At 65.9% G+C, this 17043-nt stretch carries 16 protein-coding genes and 1 riboswitch; of the genes, 9 read left to right on the forward strand and 7 right to left on the reverse strand.

Annotated features, from left to right (window positions below):
- The first annotated feature begins 94 nt into the window (after window positions 1–94).
- The 4 genes from pncA to ACMDCR_RS06960 all read left to right on the forward strand — a co-directional run bounded on the left by pncA (window position 95) and on the right by ACMDCR_RS06960 (window position 3530).
- On the forward strand, window positions 95–712 hold the full coding sequence (pncA, locus tag ACMDCR_RS06945) for a bifunctional nicotinamidase/pyrazinamidase (protein WP_413991823.1): 618 nt from the start codon (window positions 95–97) through the stop codon (window positions 710–712).
- A gap of 364 nt (window positions 713–1076) precedes the next feature.
- Window positions 1077–2108 (forward strand): histone deacetylase family protein, encoded by a 1032-nt coding sequence (locus ACMDCR_RS06950; protein ID WP_413991824.1) that lies wholly within the window; start codon window positions 1077–1079, stop codon window positions 2106–2108.
- A complete protein-coding gene (aguB, locus tag ACMDCR_RS06955) occupies window positions 2108–2986 on the forward strand; it encodes an N-carbamoylputrescine amidase (RefSeq protein ID WP_413991825.1) in 879 nt (292 codons plus the stop codon). Before ACMDCR_RS06950 ends, aguB begins: the two co-directional genes overlap by 1 nt.
- A gap of 157 nt (window positions 2987–3143) precedes the next feature.
- On the forward strand, window positions 3144–3530 hold the full coding sequence (locus tag ACMDCR_RS06960; protein ID WP_413991826.1) for a DUF2794 domain-containing protein: 387 nt from the start codon (window positions 3144–3146) through the stop codon (window positions 3528–3530).
- A 72-nt stretch (window positions 3531–3602) separates the two neighbouring features.
- Here the strand turns inward: ACMDCR_RS06960 and ACMDCR_RS06965 are convergent, their stop codons facing one another.
- Window positions 3603–4193, reverse strand: a complete 591-nt coding sequence (locus ACMDCR_RS06965; protein WP_413991827.1) for an arylesterase — start codon at window positions 4191–4193, stop codon at window positions 3603–3605.
- 86 nt (window positions 4194–4279) lie between these two features.
- On the opposite strand from ACMDCR_RS06965, the gene ACMDCR_RS06970 reads away from it, so the two are divergent.
- A complete protein-coding gene (locus ACMDCR_RS06970) occupies window positions 4280–4978 on the forward strand; it encodes an ABC transporter ATP-binding protein (protein ID WP_413991828.1) in 699 nt (232 codons plus the stop codon).
- 8 nt (window positions 4979–4986) lie between these two features.
- On the opposite strand, the gene ACMDCR_RS06975 is transcribed toward ACMDCR_RS06970, so the two are convergent.
- From ACMDCR_RS06975 to ACMDCR_RS07000, 6 genes are all read right to left on the reverse strand, one after another.
- Window positions 4987–5499, reverse strand: a complete 513-nt coding sequence (locus ACMDCR_RS06975; protein WP_413991829.1) for a VOC family protein — start codon at window positions 5497–5499, stop codon at window positions 4987–4989.
- An 84-nt stretch (window positions 5500–5583) separates the two neighbouring features.
- A complete protein-coding gene (cobO, locus tag ACMDCR_RS06980; RefSeq protein WP_413991830.1) occupies window positions 5584–6189 on the reverse strand; it encodes a cob(I)yrinic acid a,c-diamide adenosyltransferase in 606 nt (201 codons plus the stop codon).
- Window positions 6186–6692 (reverse strand): bifunctional adenosylcobinamide kinase/adenosylcobinamide-phosphate guanylyltransferase, encoded by a 507-nt coding sequence (gene cobU / locus ACMDCR_RS06985; RefSeq protein ID WP_413991831.1) that lies wholly within the window; start codon window positions 6690–6692, stop codon window positions 6186–6188. The genes cobO and cobU overlap by 4 nt, the downstream gene beginning before the upstream one ends.
- 207 nt (window positions 6693–6899) lie before the next feature.
- Window positions 6900–9086, reverse strand: coding sequence for a molybdopterin cofactor-binding domain-containing protein (locus ACMDCR_RS06990; RefSeq protein WP_413991832.1), 2187 nt, complete (start codon window positions 9084–9086; stop codon window positions 6900–6902).
- 4 nt (window positions 9087–9090) lie between these two features.
- Window positions 9091–9546 carry a (2Fe-2S)-binding protein gene (locus ACMDCR_RS06995; protein ID WP_413991833.1) on the reverse strand — a complete coding sequence of 152 codons (456 nt, stop codon included), beginning with the start codon at window positions 9544–9546 and terminating at the stop codon, window positions 9091–9093.
- 380 nt (window positions 9547–9926) lie between these two features.
- Window positions 9927–10304: a hypothetical protein gene (locus ACMDCR_RS07000; RefSeq protein WP_413991834.1), complete on the reverse strand. Its 378-nt coding sequence runs from the start codon at window positions 10302–10304 to the stop codon at window positions 9927–9929.
- Window positions 10305–10399: 95 nt separating this feature from the next.
- Window positions 10400–10593, forward strand: a riboswitch (cobalamin riboswitch).
- A gap of 104 nt (window positions 10594–10697) precedes the next feature.
- Between ACMDCR_RS07000 and ACMDCR_RS07005 the strand changes: the two genes are divergently transcribed.
- The 4 genes from ACMDCR_RS07005 to cobG are packed head-to-tail and all read left to right on the forward strand — an operon-like array spanning window position 10698 to window position 17018.
- Window positions 10698–11081, forward strand: coding sequence for a DUF1636 family protein (locus tag ACMDCR_RS07005; RefSeq protein WP_413991835.1), 384 nt, complete (start codon window positions 10698–10700; stop codon window positions 11079–11081).
- Complete coding sequence (cobW, locus tag ACMDCR_RS07010; protein WP_413991836.1) at window positions 11078–12127, forward strand: cobalamin biosynthesis protein CobW; 1050 nt, start codon at window positions 11078–11080, stop codon at window positions 12125–12127. The genes ACMDCR_RS07005 and cobW overlap by 4 nt, the downstream gene beginning before the upstream one ends.
- Complete coding sequence (gene cobN, locus ACMDCR_RS07015) at window positions 12127–15627, forward strand: cobaltochelatase subunit CobN (RefSeq protein ID WP_413991837.1); 3501 nt, start codon at window positions 12127–12129, stop codon at window positions 15625–15627. The genes cobW and cobN overlap by 1 nt, the downstream gene beginning before the upstream one ends.
- Window positions 15624–17018 (forward strand): precorrin-3B synthase, encoded by a 1395-nt coding sequence (gene cobG, locus ACMDCR_RS07020; protein ID WP_413991838.1) that lies wholly within the window; start codon window positions 15624–15626, stop codon window positions 17016–17018. Before cobN ends, cobG begins: the two co-directional genes overlap by 4 nt.
- The last annotated feature ends 25 nt before the right edge of the window (window positions 17019–17043 follow it).

Consider the following 17043-nt stretch of genomic DNA (forward strand, 5'->3'; position numbering starts at 1 on the left):
CTGCCTCTTTCCTGTGTAGACGCCTTGGCTCCAAAGGCAAGTTGATCTTCCGCGCGAGCTGTTGAAGATAGGATGCGAAAAATTGGAGATTTTCATGAAGCCGGGCAAGAACGACCTCCTGCTGGTGCTCGACGTGCAGAACGATTTCTGCCCCGGCGGCGCGCTCGCCGTGCCGGATGGCGACTCCGTGGTGCCCGATATCAACCGCATGGCCGGCGATTTCGGCCATTGCGTGCTGACGCAGGACTGGCATCCCGCCGGCCATTTCTCCTTTGCCTCCGCTCATCCCGGCAAGGCGCCGTTCTCTACCGTCACCATGCCCTATGGCGACCAGACGCTCTGGCCCGATCACTGCATCCAGGGCACGGAGGGCGCTCGGTTCCACCCCGGCCTCGACCTGCCGGCGGCCGAGATGATCATCCGCAAGGGCTATGATCCTGAGATCGACAGCTATTCGGCCTTTTTCGAGAACGACCGCAAGACGCCCACCGGCCTTGCCGGCTATCTCGGCGAGCGCGGCCTGAAGCGCATCTTCTGCGTCGGCCTCGCTACCGATTTCTGCGTGCGCTTCTCGGCCGAGGATGCCCGCAAGCTAGGCCTCGAAACCGTGGTGGTGCTCGGCGCCTGCCGCGGCATCGACCTCGGTGGCTCAATCGCCGCCGGCGTCGAGGCGATGAAGGCGGCCGGCGTAATGCTGGTGGAGCGGGTGTAGGGGCCGGAGCCAAGTTGGCGCGGGCCTGAGCCTCCCCCACGAAGCTGGGGGAGTTGGGCCGACGAAGTCGGCTCGGAGGGGGTGTGGCCCAATGGGCTAAGACCTCAATGGAATAGGCGCGGGTTTTTTCCTATGGATGAGTTGAGTTTCGTTCGGCTGGGTCTCGGCTGGTCGGGCCACACCCCCTCCGATCTCACTTCGTTCGACCAACTCCCCCAGCTTCATGGGGGAGGCTTGCGTCCCGCCCTTCTCGATCAGGATTTCCCTGGCAGCCTCAAAAACCGTTCGCCCATACTCTCCTTGCCTCTCCTTTCTCTTTGTGATCACAATTCCGGGCATCTCCCTCCCATCCGGAATCCCCGCCATGAAATCCGTCTATTCCGAGCGCCACAAGGGCCATGCCGGCAATGCCGAACTAGTGGCGGGCGCTATTGTGCCGGCCTTTGAGATGCCTTCACGCGCCGAATTCATCCGGGCGCGCATCGATGAGGTCGGCCTCGGCCCGGTGCTGTCGCCCGCCACCCACGCGCTCGACGCTGCCAAGCGCGTGCACCGTGCCGATTTCATCGATTTCCTGCCTGAGGTCTATCCCCGCTGGAAGGCGTCGGGACACCATGGCAGCGCAATCCCCTTCACCTGGCCGACGCGCGGCCTGCGTGCCGACAAGGCACCGGAATCGATCGAAGCGCTGCTCGGCTACTATTCCTTCGACGCGGGCGCCACCTTTGTGGAGGGCACCTGGGATGCCATCAAGTCCTCCTATGAAGTGGCCTTGACGGCGGCCGGCCTGGTAAGGGATGGCGAGCGGGCCGCCTTCGCCCTCTGCCGGCCGCCCGGCCATCACGCCGGCAGCTCTTTCATGGGCGGCTATTGCTTCATCAACAATGCCGCGGTAGCGGCGCAATGGTTCCGCGACCATGGGGCCGGCAAAGTCGCCATCCTCGATGTCGACTACCATCACGGCAACGGCACGCAGGAGATCTTCTACGAGCGCGACGATGTCCTGGTGGTCAACCTTCACGGCGATCCGGCGAATGAATATCCCTTCTTCCTCGGCTATGCTGACGAGACAGGTGCGGGCAAGGGCGAGGGCTTCAACGTCAACTACCCCATGCCCGCCGGTACCACGTTCGATATCTGGGGCGCAGCGCTGGAGGAGGGTTGCCGCAAGATCGCGTCCTATAAGGCGGACCTGTTGCTGGTCTCGCTCGGCGTCGATACCTTCGAAAAAGATCCGATCAGCGCCTTCAGGCTGAAGACCGAGCATTATCCCCTGATCGGCGCCCGCATCGCCAAGCTGGGCCTGCCGACTCTTTTCGTCATGGAAGGCGGTTATGCCGTGGCGGAGATCGCCGTGAATGCAGTCGGCGTGCTCACCGGCTTCGAGGGCGCGTGATGGCGATGACAACTTTCGGCGTGGTGCAGTTCGCCTGTTCGGACAATGTGGACGAAAACGTTGCTACCGCGACCCGCCTGGTGCGTGAAGCGGCACGGCAGGGCGCGCAGGTCATCCTTGTGCAGGAACTCTTCGAAGGGCTCTATTTCTGCCAGGAGGAGCGCGCCGAGCATTTCGCCAGGGCGCGGCCGCTCGACAAGTCACACTCCACCCTCCATGCGATGCGCGAGCTTGCTGCCGAACTCAAGGTGGTGCTGCCGGTCAGCCTGTTCGAACGAGCGGGCCAGGCCTACTACAACAGCCTCGTCATGGTGGATGCCGATGGCGGAGTCCTCGGGCTTTATCGCAAATCCCATATTCCGGACGGACCGGGCTATGAGGAGAAGTTCTATTTCCGCCCCGGCGATACCGGCTTCAAGGTCTGGCCGACACGCTACGGCACCATCGGCGTCGGCATCTGCTGGGACCAATGGTTCCCCGAAGCGGCGCGTTCCATGGCGCTGATGGGAGCGGATGCGCTCCTCTATCCCACCGCGATCGGCTCTGAACCGGTCTCCGGCTTTGATTCGAGAGAACATTGGCGCACCGTGATGCGCGGCCATGCCGGCGCCAACATCATGCCGGTGATGGCGGCTAACCGAATCGGCGTCGAGCGGTTCGGGGAGCACGAACTCACATTCTATGGCTCCTCCTTCATCGCCGGCCCGCATGGCGAACTCGCCGCCGAAGCGGGGCGCTCGGCCGAAGTCGTGCTGACCGCCAGCTTCGATCTCGAGGCAATCCGGGCAGAACGCGCGGCCTGGGGTCTCTTCCGCGACCGCCGGCCCGAACTCTATGGGCGGCTGGCGACCGGAGACGGCAGCACGAGGGTGGGGTGAGGGGGCTGGTCCTCAGACCCGCCTGCTACGCAGCCTCGCAGAACAAGGCGGGTGAAGACCCGCCTCCCACTTATCCCCAAAATCGAAATCGTGGCTTGAACATGCGCCCGATCGGCGTAAACATGACGGTATGACGACACGCCACAAAGGAGGCGTCATGACGGAGGCCGATCCGCCGGGATCGCAGGTGTCGCGAAGCGAAAGCGCAGATATTGCGTATTTTCCCGCTTCGCGAAGGCCCGATCCACCAGCCATCGCCTTTGACCGGCACGAACTGCGCCAGATCATGAATCTCTATGGTCGCATGGTCTCACACGGCGAATGGCGCGACTACGCCATTGATTTTCTGCGCGATAAGGCGGTGTTCTCGATCTTCCGCCGCGCATCCGAAATGCCGCTCTACCGCATCGTCAAGGATCCCGCGCTGGCCCAGCGCCAAGGCGCCTATAGCGTGCTGGCGCCCACGGGAATGATCCTCAAGCGCGGCCACGACCTCGCGCGCGTGCTGCAGGCGATCGACAAGCCGGTACGGGTGGTCGTGTAGCCTGGGAGCTCCGGCCGCGCCTTCCTAAGGCGGTGCGTTGTGACGAGTCGGCCGGAAAGCCGGCGCTGCAGCCTATTTCAATTCCTTCACGAATGCAGCCGCCACCGGCGTCAGCCTGCCCACGATCACGTCCACTCCCTCGGCTGTTGGATGCATGCCATCGGCCTGGTTGAGTTTCGGCGCGCCGGCGACGCCGTCGAGGAAGAAGGGATAGAGCGGCACCTGGTATTTCGCTGCGAGGTCCGGATAGATCGCGTCGAACGCCTTCTGGTAGTCGGCGCCGAGATTGGGGGCGGCGCGCATCCCCAGGAGCAGCACCGGGATATTGCGTTGCTTTAGCCTCGCCAGGATCTGGTCGAGATTGGCGCGGGCCTGGCCCGGATCCGCGCCGCGCAGCATGTCGTTGGCGCCGAGCTCCAACAGCACGCCCTTGGTGCCGTCGGGCACCGACCAGTCGAGCCGGGCGAGACCGCCATCTGTGGTGTCGCCCGAAACGCCGGCATTGTCGATCGCCATATCGATACCTTGCTTTGCCAGCGCGGCTTGCAGCTTGGCGGGGTAGGCATTCTGCGCTTCGAGGCCGAGGCCTGCCGTGAGGCTGTCGCCCAGCGCCACCAGGTGCGGCGGCTCGGCGCGGGCCGGGAGACTGCTGACAACAACCAAGAGAATTGCCACAATCGATGCGTAAATGCGAAGACGAACCACGGAAAACCTTTCGAGTGCCCCAAATTCCTTCAAGCACCCCTATCATGAATGATGCTGTCGACCTCGCCGATGTCCATCTCAGTCTCGGCGCCGGCGCGGCTCGTGTTCATATTCTCAAGGGCGTTACGCTGAAAATAAGGCAGGGGGAAGCCGTCGGCCTCGTCGGTCCCTCAGGCTCTGGCAAATCGACTCTGCTGATGACTTTGGGCGGCCTGGAGCGCCCGGACAGCGGCACGGTGCGCATCGCGGGCCAGGATCTCGGAACGCTCAACGAGGATGGCCTGGCGCGCTTTCGCGGCCGGCATATCGGCGTGGTCTTCCAGTCCTTCCACCTGATCCCGACCATGACGGCGCTGGAAAATGTCGCCGTTCCGCTGGAACTCGCCGGCCGGCGCGATGCCTTCGACAAGGCGCGGGCCGAACTGGACGCAGTCGGCCTTGGCGCGCGCACGGCGCATTATCCCGCGCAATTGTCGGGCGGCGAACAGCAACGTGTGGCTCTCGCCCGGGCGTTGGCGCCGGAGCCTGCCATCCTGATCGCGGATGAGCCCACCGGCAATCTCGACGAAGGCACGGGCACCAGCATCATCGAGCTGATGTTCCGCCTCAAGCACGAACGCGGCGCCACGCTGGTGCTGGTGACGCATGACCTTGGCCTCGCCGCACGCTGCGACCGCATGGTCCGCATCCGCTCCGGCCATATCGAGGCGGACGAGGCGGCGAAGATCGAGGCGGCGGAGTAGCCCCCAGGTCACGCCTTCAAAAGCCCCTGCACATCCAGCCGCCGCGTATACATCGCCAGCTTGCCGTCCTCCGCCCGTGGCCAGTCCTCCTGCGGCCGGTCCCAGTAGAGTTCCACGCCGTTCTGGTCGGGATCGCGCAAATAGAGCGCCTCGCTGACGCCGTGGTCGCTCGCGCCATCGAGCTCGATGCCGGCGGCCAATACGCGGCGCAACGCATCGGCAAGCGCCGCGCGCGTCGGATAGAGGATGGCGGTGTGGTAGAGGCCGGTCGAGCCGGGCGGTGGGGGCGAACCACCCTTGCTCTCCCAGGTGTTGAGGCCGAGATGATGGTGATAGCCCCCGGCCGAGAGGAAGGCGGCCTGCGAGCCGTAGCGCGCCATCACGTCGAAGCCGAGAACGCCGACATAGAAGCCGAGCGCCCGGTCGAGATCGGCGACCTTGAGATGCACGTGACCGATCTTGACGCCGGCGGAAACGGGCTGGGGAGCAGGATTGAGGGGATGGAGCGGTTCGGTCGGCATGGAAGTTTTCCTTTTCTCACGGTGAAATAGGCTTTCCGATCGCCTTTGACCATGCGCGGATTGGAAGAAGTCTGCTTCCCAGGGCTAAAACTCGATGCCTTCCTGCGCCTTCACTCCGGCGGCAAAATGGTGCTTTACCAGCGTCATCTCCGTCACCAGATCGGCCGCTTCGATCATCTCCGGCTTGGCGTTACGGCCGGTGACGATGACATGCAGATCCGGGCGGCGCGCCCTGAGGGTGGCCACCACCTCGGTGAGGTCGAGATAATCGTAGCGCAGCGCGATGTTGAGCTCGTCGAGCACCACCAGACGCATGCCGGGATCGGCCAGCATGTCCTTGGCCGCGTCCCAGGCGCGGCCGGCGGCGGCGACGTCGCGGGCGCGGTCCTGCGTTTCCCAGGTGAAGCCTTCGCCCATGCTCTTCCAGCTGACGAGATCGTCGAAGCGCTCCAGCGCCTTGCGTTCGCCGGTGGACCAGGCGCCCTTGATGAACTGCACCACGCCGACGCGCCAGCCATGGCCGAGCGCGCGCATGATCAGGCCGAAGGCAGCGGTCGACTTACCCTTGCCGGGGCCGGTGTTGACGATCAGCAGCCCCTTTTCGGTGATCGTCTTGGAAGCGACCTCGGCGTCCTGCACCGCCTTGCGCTTTTCCATCTTCGCCTTGTGGCGTGCCTCGTCATCCGTCATTTCACCACCATGGGCAGGCCCGCCACCATGAAGACGACGCTGTCGGCAAGGGCCGCGATCTGTTGATTGAGCCGTCCCTGCTCATCGCGGAAGGCGCGGGCGAGGGCATTGTCCGGCACGATGGATAGGCCGACCTCGTTGGAGACCAGCACCACCGGGCCGGGAGCGGAAGCGAGCGCCTCGACAAGTTTCGCAAAGGCGGGCTTGAGGGCATGCTCGCCCAGCATGAGATTGGTGAGCCAAAGGGTGAGGCAGTCGACGAGGATTGTGCCTTGGGCCGCCGTGATCGCCTCGGGCAAGGCGAGCGGGGCATCGACGGTGCGCCAGTTCTCATCGCGCCGCGCCCGATGCTCCGCGATGCGGGCGCACATCTCCTCGTCGAAGGCCTGGGCAGTGGCGATATAGGTCCAGGGCGCGGGGTGGGCCGAGACCAGAGCCTCGGCATGGCGGCTCTTGCCGGAACGCGCGCCGCCGAGGATGAAGATGAGGCGAGGGGAAGTCATCGGGCGTACTTGCCGGCTCTGAGGCAAGAACGCAAGCCATAGTTCCCGGGACCGCAGGCATCTCGCCCATAGCGGTAACTTTGCGGGCGGAGACGCGGGATTGGAGTGGCGACCTCCGATCGCCATTCTTCGAAACAGAGCCTTTATACAAGCGGAAGATGGCAGTCAGAGACTGCCACTCCGTGTTCGGCGCGTCCGCGCTCTCGGTCAGGCCCCGCTCGACAGGTCCACGTTCTTGATCGGCAGGGCTCGGATGCGCTTGCCGGTGGCATTGAAGATCGCATTGCATACCGCCGGGGCGATCGGCGGGGTGCCGGGCTCGCCGATGCCGCCCCATTTGGTGCCACCGCTCAGCACCAGATGCGTCTCGATCTTCGGCGTGTCGGCAAGGCGGGCGACCTCGTAATCGTCGAAATTGCCCTGCACCACCGCACCCTTGTCGATGGTGATCTCGCCGAACAGGGCGGCCGAGAGGCCGTAGACCACCGCGCTTTCGATCTGCATCACCGCCGTGAGCGGGTTGACGACATGGCCGCAATCCACCGCCGCCACCACGCGGTCGACCTTCACCTCGCCCTTCGGGCTGACGGTGAGCTCGACCACCTCGCCGACGATGGTGCCAAAGGACTCGTGGATGGCGATGCCGCGCCCGGACCCCTTGGGCAGCGGCTTGTCCCAGTCGCTTTTCGCAGCCAGCGTGTCGAGTACGGCGAGGAAGTCGGGCTTGCCCTCCAGGAGCTTGCGGCGGTAGCGATAACCGTCCATGCCCGCCGCCTGCGCCAGTTCGTCGATGAAGCCTTCGAGGGCGAAGGCGTTCTGCGAGGAGCCGACCGAGCGCCAGAACATCACCGGTACGTGGGTGTTCTTCAGGATGCAGTCGACCTGCGTCGCCGCCGAGTGGTAGGGCATGTTGGCGAGGCCCTCGACGGCAGAAGGCTCGATGCCGTTCTCCACTTTGCCCCAGCCGAGCGAGCGCTGGATCGAGCCGACTGCGGTGCGCACATGCATGGCCGTGGGCCGGCCGTCGGTGCCGAGCGCGGCCTGGAAGCGGATGGCAGCCTGCGGGCGGTAGCGATCGTGCCGCATGTCGTCCTCGCGAGTCCAGACGAGCTTCACGGGCTTGCCGACAGCCTTCGAGATGGTCACGGCCTGCACGAGTTCATCATTGACCGCGCGCCGGCCGAAGCCGCCGCCGAGGAAGCAGTTGTGGATCTCGACCTCGCTCGGCGGCACACCGGCAGCCTTGGCCGCGAGCTGCAGGGCCATGTCGGGATTCTGCGTTCCCATCCAGATCTCGACCTTGCCCTCGGTGACATGGGCCGTACAGTTGAGCGGCCCCATCGGGGCGTGGGCGAGATGCGGTGCCTGGTATATCGCATCGACGCGCTTGCCGGCGTTTAGGCCGGCATCGACATCGCCCTCCTTCTTGGCCGTGACGGCCGGGCCGTCGAGCGCGGCGATATAATCTGCGTCGAACTGCTTGGAGCTGGTATTGGCCGCAGGCCCCTCATCCCAGACGATCGGCAGATTGGCGAGTGCTTCCTTGGCGCGCCAGAAACGGTCGGCGACCACGGCGACACCGCCCTCAATCGGCACTACGGCGATGACGCCGCGCCGGCCCTTGATGGCGCCCTCGTCGTAGGACTTAACCTTGCCGCCGAAGACGGGGCAGGTAGACGCCGCGGCATAGACCATGTCGGGGAGGCGGATGTCGATGCCGAACTTGGCGGCACCGACGAGCTTGGGCGGCGTATCCAGACGGGCCAGCGGCTTGCCGATCAAGGTGAACTGGTCCGGCGTCTTGATAGCGGGATCGCTGGCGAGCGTGACCTTGGCGGCGTCGGCCGCGAGCTCGCCATAGCGCAGGCTCCTGCCGCTGGCCTGGTGAACCACCTTGCCATTGTCGACGCTGCAGCTGTCGGGCGAAACGTTCCAGCGTCCGGCAGCCGCCTGCACCAGCCGCACGCGGGCATTGGCGCCAGCCGCCTGAAGGAATTCGCGCGAACGCCGGACAGCGCCCGAGCCGCCGGTGCCCATGCGCTTGTAGACATTGTTCTCGCGCAGGTTCCGGCTGGCGGTGGCATATTCGGCCTTCACCCTGGCCCAGTCACAACCGAGTTCCTCGGCCACGATCATTGGCAGCGAGGTGAAGACGCCTTCGCCCATTTCCGATTGGGCGACGCGGATGATCACGGTGTCGTCGGGCTCGACCATGATCCAGGCGTTGATCTCCTCACCGGTTCTGGTCTCATCCCAAGGCTGGTTGTCGACGACGAGCGCACTGGCGGCTTGCGGAATGATGCCGCCGATCATCAGACCGCCGGCGGCGGTGAGGCTGATGGCAAGGAAGTTCCGGCGGCTCAGGCGAACCGCGTGTCTGTCGATGGCGTTCATGGTCCTACCCCTTCATCATGTCGGCGGCGCGATGGATGGCGGCGCGGATGCGCGGATAGGTGCCGCAGCGGCAGATATTGGTGATGGAACTGTCGATATCCTCGTCGCTCGGATGCGGCGTATCCTTGAGAAAGGCGGCGGCGGCCATGATCTGGCCGGACTGGCAATAGCCGCATTGGGGCACGTCCTCGGCCAGCCATGCCTGCTGCACCGGGTGCTTGCCGTCGGGCGAAAGGCCCTCGATCGTGGTGATGTGGGCGCCGTCGACGTCGCCGACCTGGGTCTGGCAGGAGCGGATGGCAGCGCCTTCGACATGCACGGTGCAGGCGCCACACTCGGCGATGCCGCAGCCGAACTTCGTGCCGGTGAGGCCGAGTTCGTCGCGGATGACCCAAAGCAGCGGGGTTTCGGGCTCAATATCGAGCTGATGCGAAATATTATTTACAATAAGGGCAACCATAGGCAGGCCTCTCAGCGGCTGATGCACGGCAGAAGACCAGGCCCATCGGCGTTGGCCTTCTGTTGGGCGATTGCGAGGAGGCCAGACTAGCAGCAATCAACGGGGCCGAACGGCCGGATAACGCAGACGTGAGTCATCGTTATCGGAGGGGAGCGTGCCGGGATTTTCGCATGCGCCAGACTGCATTCCCAAAGCCGGCAAAGTGCCGTGTCGGTTCAACGCTTGGGATGGAAATCCGACTGCGGCTGAATGTTCGCCGGCGAGAAAGTGCCTGCGCCGAGAATGACACTCGGATGGTCAGCAGGTTCTGGGCACGGCGCAGATCGTCGAGCTGGGAGGGATACACGCGGTCGCGGTCTTTCTGACGGGAGAGAGAAGAATCACGGCTTGAGCAGGAGCCTGCTGTAGCCGAGGGCGTCACCGCTGATGGCCACCAGCACGCCGATGGAAACCAGAATAAGACCGATCAGGAAGATTCGGACGATGCGCCGGTAGATCGGTTCCTCAAGGGAGGAGACGGACAGCATGCCCGCCATCGACCAGATCTGGAAAACGATGCCCACTGCGATGAGGACCACGGCGGCGAGGTCCTCTGGTATCCAGTTGCCCGGTTGGGAAGCCCAGTTGTTGAGAAACCCGAGCGAGAAGGCGAGCACCACGCCGATCGCCGTCACCGAGCCATTGCGGAAGGTGGCATCGATCCGCTTCGGCGGCTCGATGACAGGTGTCGGCGGCGGGGAGGGCGTCTCGTCGGCCATGGCAGCCTCGATGTTTGAGAGCTATTCGATGCCCTTATGCCGGATTTTGAGACAGCGATGGAAGCGTGAACATTGACAAGCCTGCTCGCACGGCCCTTATGTCATGCGCGAACGGTTTCTCTCGTTGAGAGAGAAGAGGGAATGCGGTGCGGGGATCTTTCCCAAAGCCGCGGCTGCCCCCGCAACTGTAAGCGGCGAGCGCTCTGCCACAGGCCACTGGGAAACCGGGAAGGCGGCGGTGCGCGGTGAACCGCGAGCCAGGAGACCTGCTGTTCGCCAGTGTTACACCGGTCCGGGCGGGGCGCCGCGGCCACCGGTTCCTTTTTGGAAGATCGCCGGCCTTTCCGTCGCTTCCAGCGCCCCGCAGCCGTTCCGGCGGCATGAATGGGGCCGATGCGAGAAACTCTTCTGCCAGTCCTGGTGCATGTCTGCGTAACCTGCAGACGCGAAGGCGATGATCCCGAGGCGCCCCGCCAGGGCTCACGCCTGCGCGATCGCCTTGCCGGCCTTCTGCCTGCGGGCATGACGCTCCAGCCGGTCGAATGCCTTGGCAACTGCAAGCGCTCCTGCACCGTGGCACTGTCCGCCCCCGGAAGCTGGACCTATGTCTTCGGCGATCTCACGGCCGAGAGCGGGCCGGATATCGTCACCGGCGCCAAGCTCCTCGCTCATTCGACGGACGGCCTGATGCCATGGCGCGGCCGTCCCGAACCTTTCAAGCGCAGCATGATCGCGCGCATACCACCCATCCAACCCCTCGAGGACGCTGCCGAATGAACGCGCCGCTGAAAGCAGAAATTGCCAAGGTTCCCTGCACCATCGTCACCGGCTTTCTTGGTGCCGGCAAGACGACCCTGATCCGCAATCTCCTTGCCACCGCCAATGGCCGCAGGCTCGCTCTGATCGTCAACGAGTTCGGCGATGTCGGCGTCGACGGCGACATCCTGAAATCCTGCGGCATCGAGAGCTGTCCGGAGGACGCGATCGTCGAACTCGCCAATGGCTGCATCTGCTGCACCGTCGCGGATGATTTCGTGCCGGCGCTCGAAACCCTGCTCGCCCGGCCCAACGCGCCCGAGCATATCGTCATCGAGACCTCCGGCCTGGCGCTGCCCAAGCCCCTGGTGAAGGCGTTCAACTGGCCGGCGATTCGCTCGCGCGTGACGGTCGATGGCGTGATCGCCGTGGTCGATGGCGCCGCCGTTGCCGCCGGCCGTTTTGCCGACGATCCCGAGGAGCTGAAGCGACGGGCCGAGGGCGATGCCTCGCTCGACCATGACAATCCGCTGGAGGAGGTCTATGAGGACCAGCTCCTCTGCGCCGATCTCGTGGTGCTGAACAAGGCCGATTTGATGTCGGTGGTCGAGGCCGACAACGTCGAAAAGGATATCGAGAAAACCGTGCCGCGCGCCGTCAAGGTGGTGCGCACCTCCGAGGGCCGGATCGATGCAGCGGTGCTGCTCGGCATCGGCGCGGCGGCGGAGAGCGACCTCGAAGGACGCCCCTCGCATCACGACCACGAGGAGGAGCATGATCACGACGATTTCGACACGTTCATCGTCGACCTGCCCGCCATTCTCGAGGCCGATGCGCTGGTCCGCAGGCTGAAGGCGGCCGCCGAGACGCATGACATCCTGCGCATCAAGGGCTTCGTCGCGATTGAAGGCAAGCCCATGCGCCTGCTGGTGCAGGGCGTCGGCGCCCGCTTCTCGCAGCATTTCGACCGCGCCTGGGCGCCGGGCGAGACCCGCGCCAGCCGTCTCGTCATCATCGGCGAGAAGGGCATCGACCAAGGGGCCATCAGGAAAGCTCTGGAGAACTGATGCATCTGCTGCCGGCCGATACGCGTTCGCTCGATGCCAGCGAGGCGGCCATCGATCTGGGCCAGGCGCCCGGACCGATCGTCTTTGCCTCGCTGACCGATAGCGACCTCGCTCTGGCGGCAGCCACGGGGCTCGACGGCCTGCGCCTCGCGCCCTTGCAGAAACTGCGCCACCCGATGTCGGTGGATCTCTATGTCGAGAACACGGCGAGGCACGCGAAGGCCATCGTCGTGCGTCTGCTTGGCGGCATGGACTACTGGCGCTACGGCGTCGAGGAACTGGCAGCAGCGGCGCGTACGCACGGCATCGCCCTGGCGCTGATCCCCGGCGACGCCAGGCCGGATGGCCGGCTCGCCGCGCTCTCCACCGTGCCGGCGGAGGCGCTGGAGACGCTGGCGCGCTATTGGCGCGAGGGCGGGGCGGCGAATGCGCGATCGTCGTTGCTCTATGCCGCGCGGCTGGGCGGGTTGGATTTCGGCGATCCGGACGAGCCGGTCACTGTGCCGAAGTATGGCACGCTGGGAGCGCGGACATCTTGTCCGCATCTTGGAAACGTCACGCCTGGCGAGAAGGAAGATGCGGACAAGATGTCCGCGCTCCCAGCGGTCATCCTCTTCTACCGCTCCATCCTGCTCTCCGCCGACACCGCCCCCATCACAGCCCTTGCAGAGGCCCTGGAAGGCCACGGCCTCCTACCCACCGCCCTCTATGTCGGATCCCTCAAGGACGCCGAGACCGCCACCTGGGTGTGCGGGCAGCTCGGGGCCTTGAAGCCCGCCGTCATCCTCAACGCCACTGCCTTCTCCGCCCTGGACGACGACGGCGCTTCGCCGCTCGACAGAGCCGATTGCCCGGTGCTGCAGGTCATCACATCCTCCTCGGTGGAGGAGGCCTGGGAGGCGTCCAGCCGCGGCCTTTCGGCCAGCGATCTCGCCATGCATGTGGCCTTGCCCGAACTCGACGGCCGCCTCAGCGCCGGCGTGATCTCCTTCAAGGCCGAGCGGCAGGCCGGCGCTTTCTCGCACCTGGCGCATCGGCCGCATGCCGAGCGCATCGCCGCGGTGGCCGCCAAGGCCGCGGCCTGGGCCCGGCTTGCCGCCAAGCCGCGGGCAGAGCGCCGGCTCGGCCTGGTGCTCTCCAACTATCCCGGCGCGGACGGGCGCCTCGCCCATGCCGTCGGACTGGACGCGCCGGCCTCCACGCTGGCGATCCTCGATCGGCTGGAGGCGGAGGGGTATGCGATAGCGGAGCGGCCGAAAGACGGGGCGGAACTGCTAAAGCGGCTGGAACCGATTCTCGGGACCGCAGGCGTCTCGCCTGCCCTTGCAAACGATACCGGTTCGGGTGAGGGCGCAGGCTTGGTGTGCCGGTCTTCAGACCGGCATGCCCGCGACGGCGAAGAAGTTGCCGGTCCGAAGACCGGCACACCGACCCCGGTCCTTTCCCTCCAAGCCTACCGCACCTGGCTCGACACCCTCCCGAAAGCCATCCGAGAAAAACTCCTCACGCACTGGGGCGATCCCGCCACCGATCCGCTCTGCCGAGACAGCACCTTCACCTTCGCCGGCCTGATCTGCGGCCATGTCGCCATCGCCATCCAGCCCGACCGCGGTTCGGCCCTCGATCGCAAGGGCGATCACCATTCGCCGGACCTGCCGCCGCGCCATTCCTATCTCGCCTTCTATCTCTGGCTGCGCGAGAGCTTCGACATGGATGCGATGATCCATCTCGGCACGCATGGCACGCTGGAGTGGCTGCCCGGCAAGGCCACAGCTCTCTCGGCGGAGTGTTTCCCGGAACTGGCGGCCGGCCATCTGCCGGTGCTCTATCCCTTCATCGTCAACAATCCAGGCGAGGCGGCACAGGCCAAGCGCCGGCTCGGCGCCGTGACCATCGGCCACCTCACGCCGCCCTTGCGCGAGGCTGGGCTTTCGGGCGCCGCGATCGAAGTGGAGCGCCTTATCGACGAATATGCCAGTGCCGACGGGCTCGACCAGCGGCGCATGGGCTATCTGCGCCGGGAGATCATCGAGAAGGCGCAAGATGGCGGCCTCACCGCGGAATGCGGCATCGCGCCCGAAGCCGGTGAAGAGGAGACGCTAGCAAGGCTCGATGCCTTCCTCTGCGACGTCAAGGAGCTGCAGATCCGCGACGGCTTGCATGTCTTCGGGCAGACGCCGACGGACTCCAGCCATCTCCTCGATGTTCTGGCAGCAGCCGGCGGCGAGGCCGAGCGCCCGGCGCTTGCGGCCCGGCTCGAACGCTGTGGGGAGGCCGAGATGGCGGGCCTGATCGCCGGGCTCGACGGCCGCTTCGTCCGACCGGGTCCCGCCGGTGCGCCGACACGGGGCCGTGCAGACGTGCTGCCCACGGGGCGCAACCTCACCACGCTCGATCCGCGCGCCATCCCGACCCGCGCCGCCTATGCGATTGGATCGCGCGCGGCCGATGCCCTGGTGCAGCGTTTCCTGCAGGATCATGGCGACCATCCCCGCCGCATCGTGCTCGACCTTTGGGGCTCGGCCACCATGCGCACGGGAGGTGATGATCTTGCTCAGGCGCTGGCGCTTCTTGGTGTCAGGCCTGTCTGGGACAATGGCTCCAACCGGGTCTCCGGCTTTGAGATCCTGCCGCAAGCCAGGCTCGACCGGCCGCGCGTCGATGTCACCTTGCGCATCTCCGGCCTCTTCCGCGATGTCTTTGCCCAGCAGATCGCCTTGTTCGACGAGGTCGTGCGGGCCGTCGCAGCGCTGGATGAGACGCCAGAGTGGAACCCGCTTGCCGAAGCAGTCCGAGCCACTGCCGAACGCCCGCTGCGCATCTTCGGCGCCGCGCCCTCGGCCTATGGAGCCGGCGTCACCGATCGCATTGCCCGCGGCGCCTGGGAGACCCGCGCCGATCTCGGCCGCGATTATCTCGCCGCCAGCGCCCATGCCTATGGCGCCGGCTTGGATGGCGATGCCGCGCCCGCGGATTTTGCCGCGCGCGTCGCCAGCGCCGATGCCCATGTGCATGGCCAGGACCATCGCGAGATCGACATTCTCGACGATGTCACCTTTGCCGCGCACCAGGGCGGTTTCGCCGCGGCGCTGGAGGCGCTCGGCGCCAAGGCCGCGCTCTACCATGCCGATCTCACCAATCCTCAGGCCCCGAAGCTGCGCAGCCTTGGCGAGGAGGTCGGCCGCCTCGTGCACGGCCGCGCAGCCAGCCGGCGCTGGATCGACGGCATGATGGCGCATGGCTACGCAGGCGCTGCCGAGATGGCGAATGCCATGGATTCGCTCTTTGCCTTCTCCGCCACGGCGGGCGTCGTCACCAATGCCGCCTTCGACCGCATGCACGAGGCCTATGTCGAGGATGCCGAGGTCAGCGCCTTTCTCGAAAGGCACAATCCGGCCGCCGGCCGCGCCATCCGCGCCCGCCTCGCGGAAGCGATCCGACGCGGCCTCTGGCAGCCGCGGCGCAACTCCGCCAGCCAGCTTCTGGACGACGCGGCATGAGCGGCCAGCGCAAGGGCTGGTGCCCAGGCGCCCTCCAGCCGATGCGCACCGGCGACGGCCTGCTCGTGCGCGTGCGCCTGACCGGCGGACGATTGTCGCCGGCGCTGGCGGCGGCGCTCGCGCGAGCGGCGCGGGAGCATGGCAACGGTCTGTTCGATCTGACGGCACGAGCCAATCTACAGCTTCGGGGCGTGCGGGATGAGACCCTCCAGCCGCTGCTGGATCGCCTCTCCGAACTTGGCGTACTGGATGACAGCGCGGCGGCGGAACAGGTGCGCAACGTGCTGGCGAGCCCGCTGGCGGGCCTGGACGAGACGGTACTGATCGATGCCGGGCCGCTGGCGGCGGAATTGGAGCGGCGGCTGACGGGCGACGAGCGCTTTCATGCGCTGCCGGCCAAGTTCGGCTTTCTGGTCGACGGCGGCGGGGTGTTGCCGCTGGAGGGGATCGAGGCGGATATCGGGTTGCGGGCGGTGAGTGCGGAGGCGTTCAGGCTGACGGCGGATGAGGCCGAGTTGGGGCTGGTTTCGAAGGACGAGGCTGTGGAAGCGGCGTTGGATCTGGCGGAACAATTTTTACGCTCGCGCCAGCCCGAGGAACGCCGCATGCGCGACATGGTGAAACGCCTGCAAGCCGAGGCGCGGGCCCTCCCCACGAAGCTGGGGAGGTCACGCACACTCCGGTGTGCGTTGAGCAGGGGTGGGGTGCGGTCCGCTACGGAGGCCCATGCGGAGAGGGCTTTACCAAGCTTGGTCCAGCCTTATCCTGAGATTCCATTGCAAGCGGACCACACCCCCTCCGACCTCACTTCGCGAGGCCACCTCCCCCAGCTTCGTGGGGGAGGCTGGTCGCGCCTGGCTGGATCGTACGGCACCTTTTTCGCCGCAGCCGCTCCCTTCGGTCGACTCGATGCTGGCCAGCTCGAAGGCTTGGCCACACTCGCCGAGACCCACAACCTCGAACTCCGCCTCACGCCTTGGCGAGCCATCGTGCTGGCCGCCAGGGATACAGCTCCCGCTACCAAACTTGGGGACAACATCGCCGCACTCGGCCTTGTCACCGACTCCTCGGACCCCCGCCTTGCCATCGCCGCTTGTCCCGGCAGCCCTTCTTGTCTATCCGGCGAGGCACCGGCGAGGGTCGATGCCGAAAGGCTTGCGCCCGCGCTGGCGCCTTTCATTCGGGCAGGGGCCTCGGTGCATGTTTCTGGCTGTACGAAGGGCTGCGCCCGGCGCGCGCCGGCCTCGATCGTGCTGGTGGGGGAGGCAGGGCGATACGCTCTGGCTTTCGATGCCGACAGCAAGGCGGCAAGCCCATGGCCGGCGATGGAAGTAGACGAAATAGCGGCGTTCCTGGCCAAGAACCCGCCACTGAACAGTTCCAAGAGCTAGGGCGTTTCGTCAGTTATGGATTGGA

Origin of the sequence: Labrys okinawensis (genome assembly GCF_047345005.1) — a bacterium.
Classification (GTDB): Bacteria; Pseudomonadota; Alphaproteobacteria; order Rhizobiales; family Labraceae; genus Labrys; species Labrys okinawensis.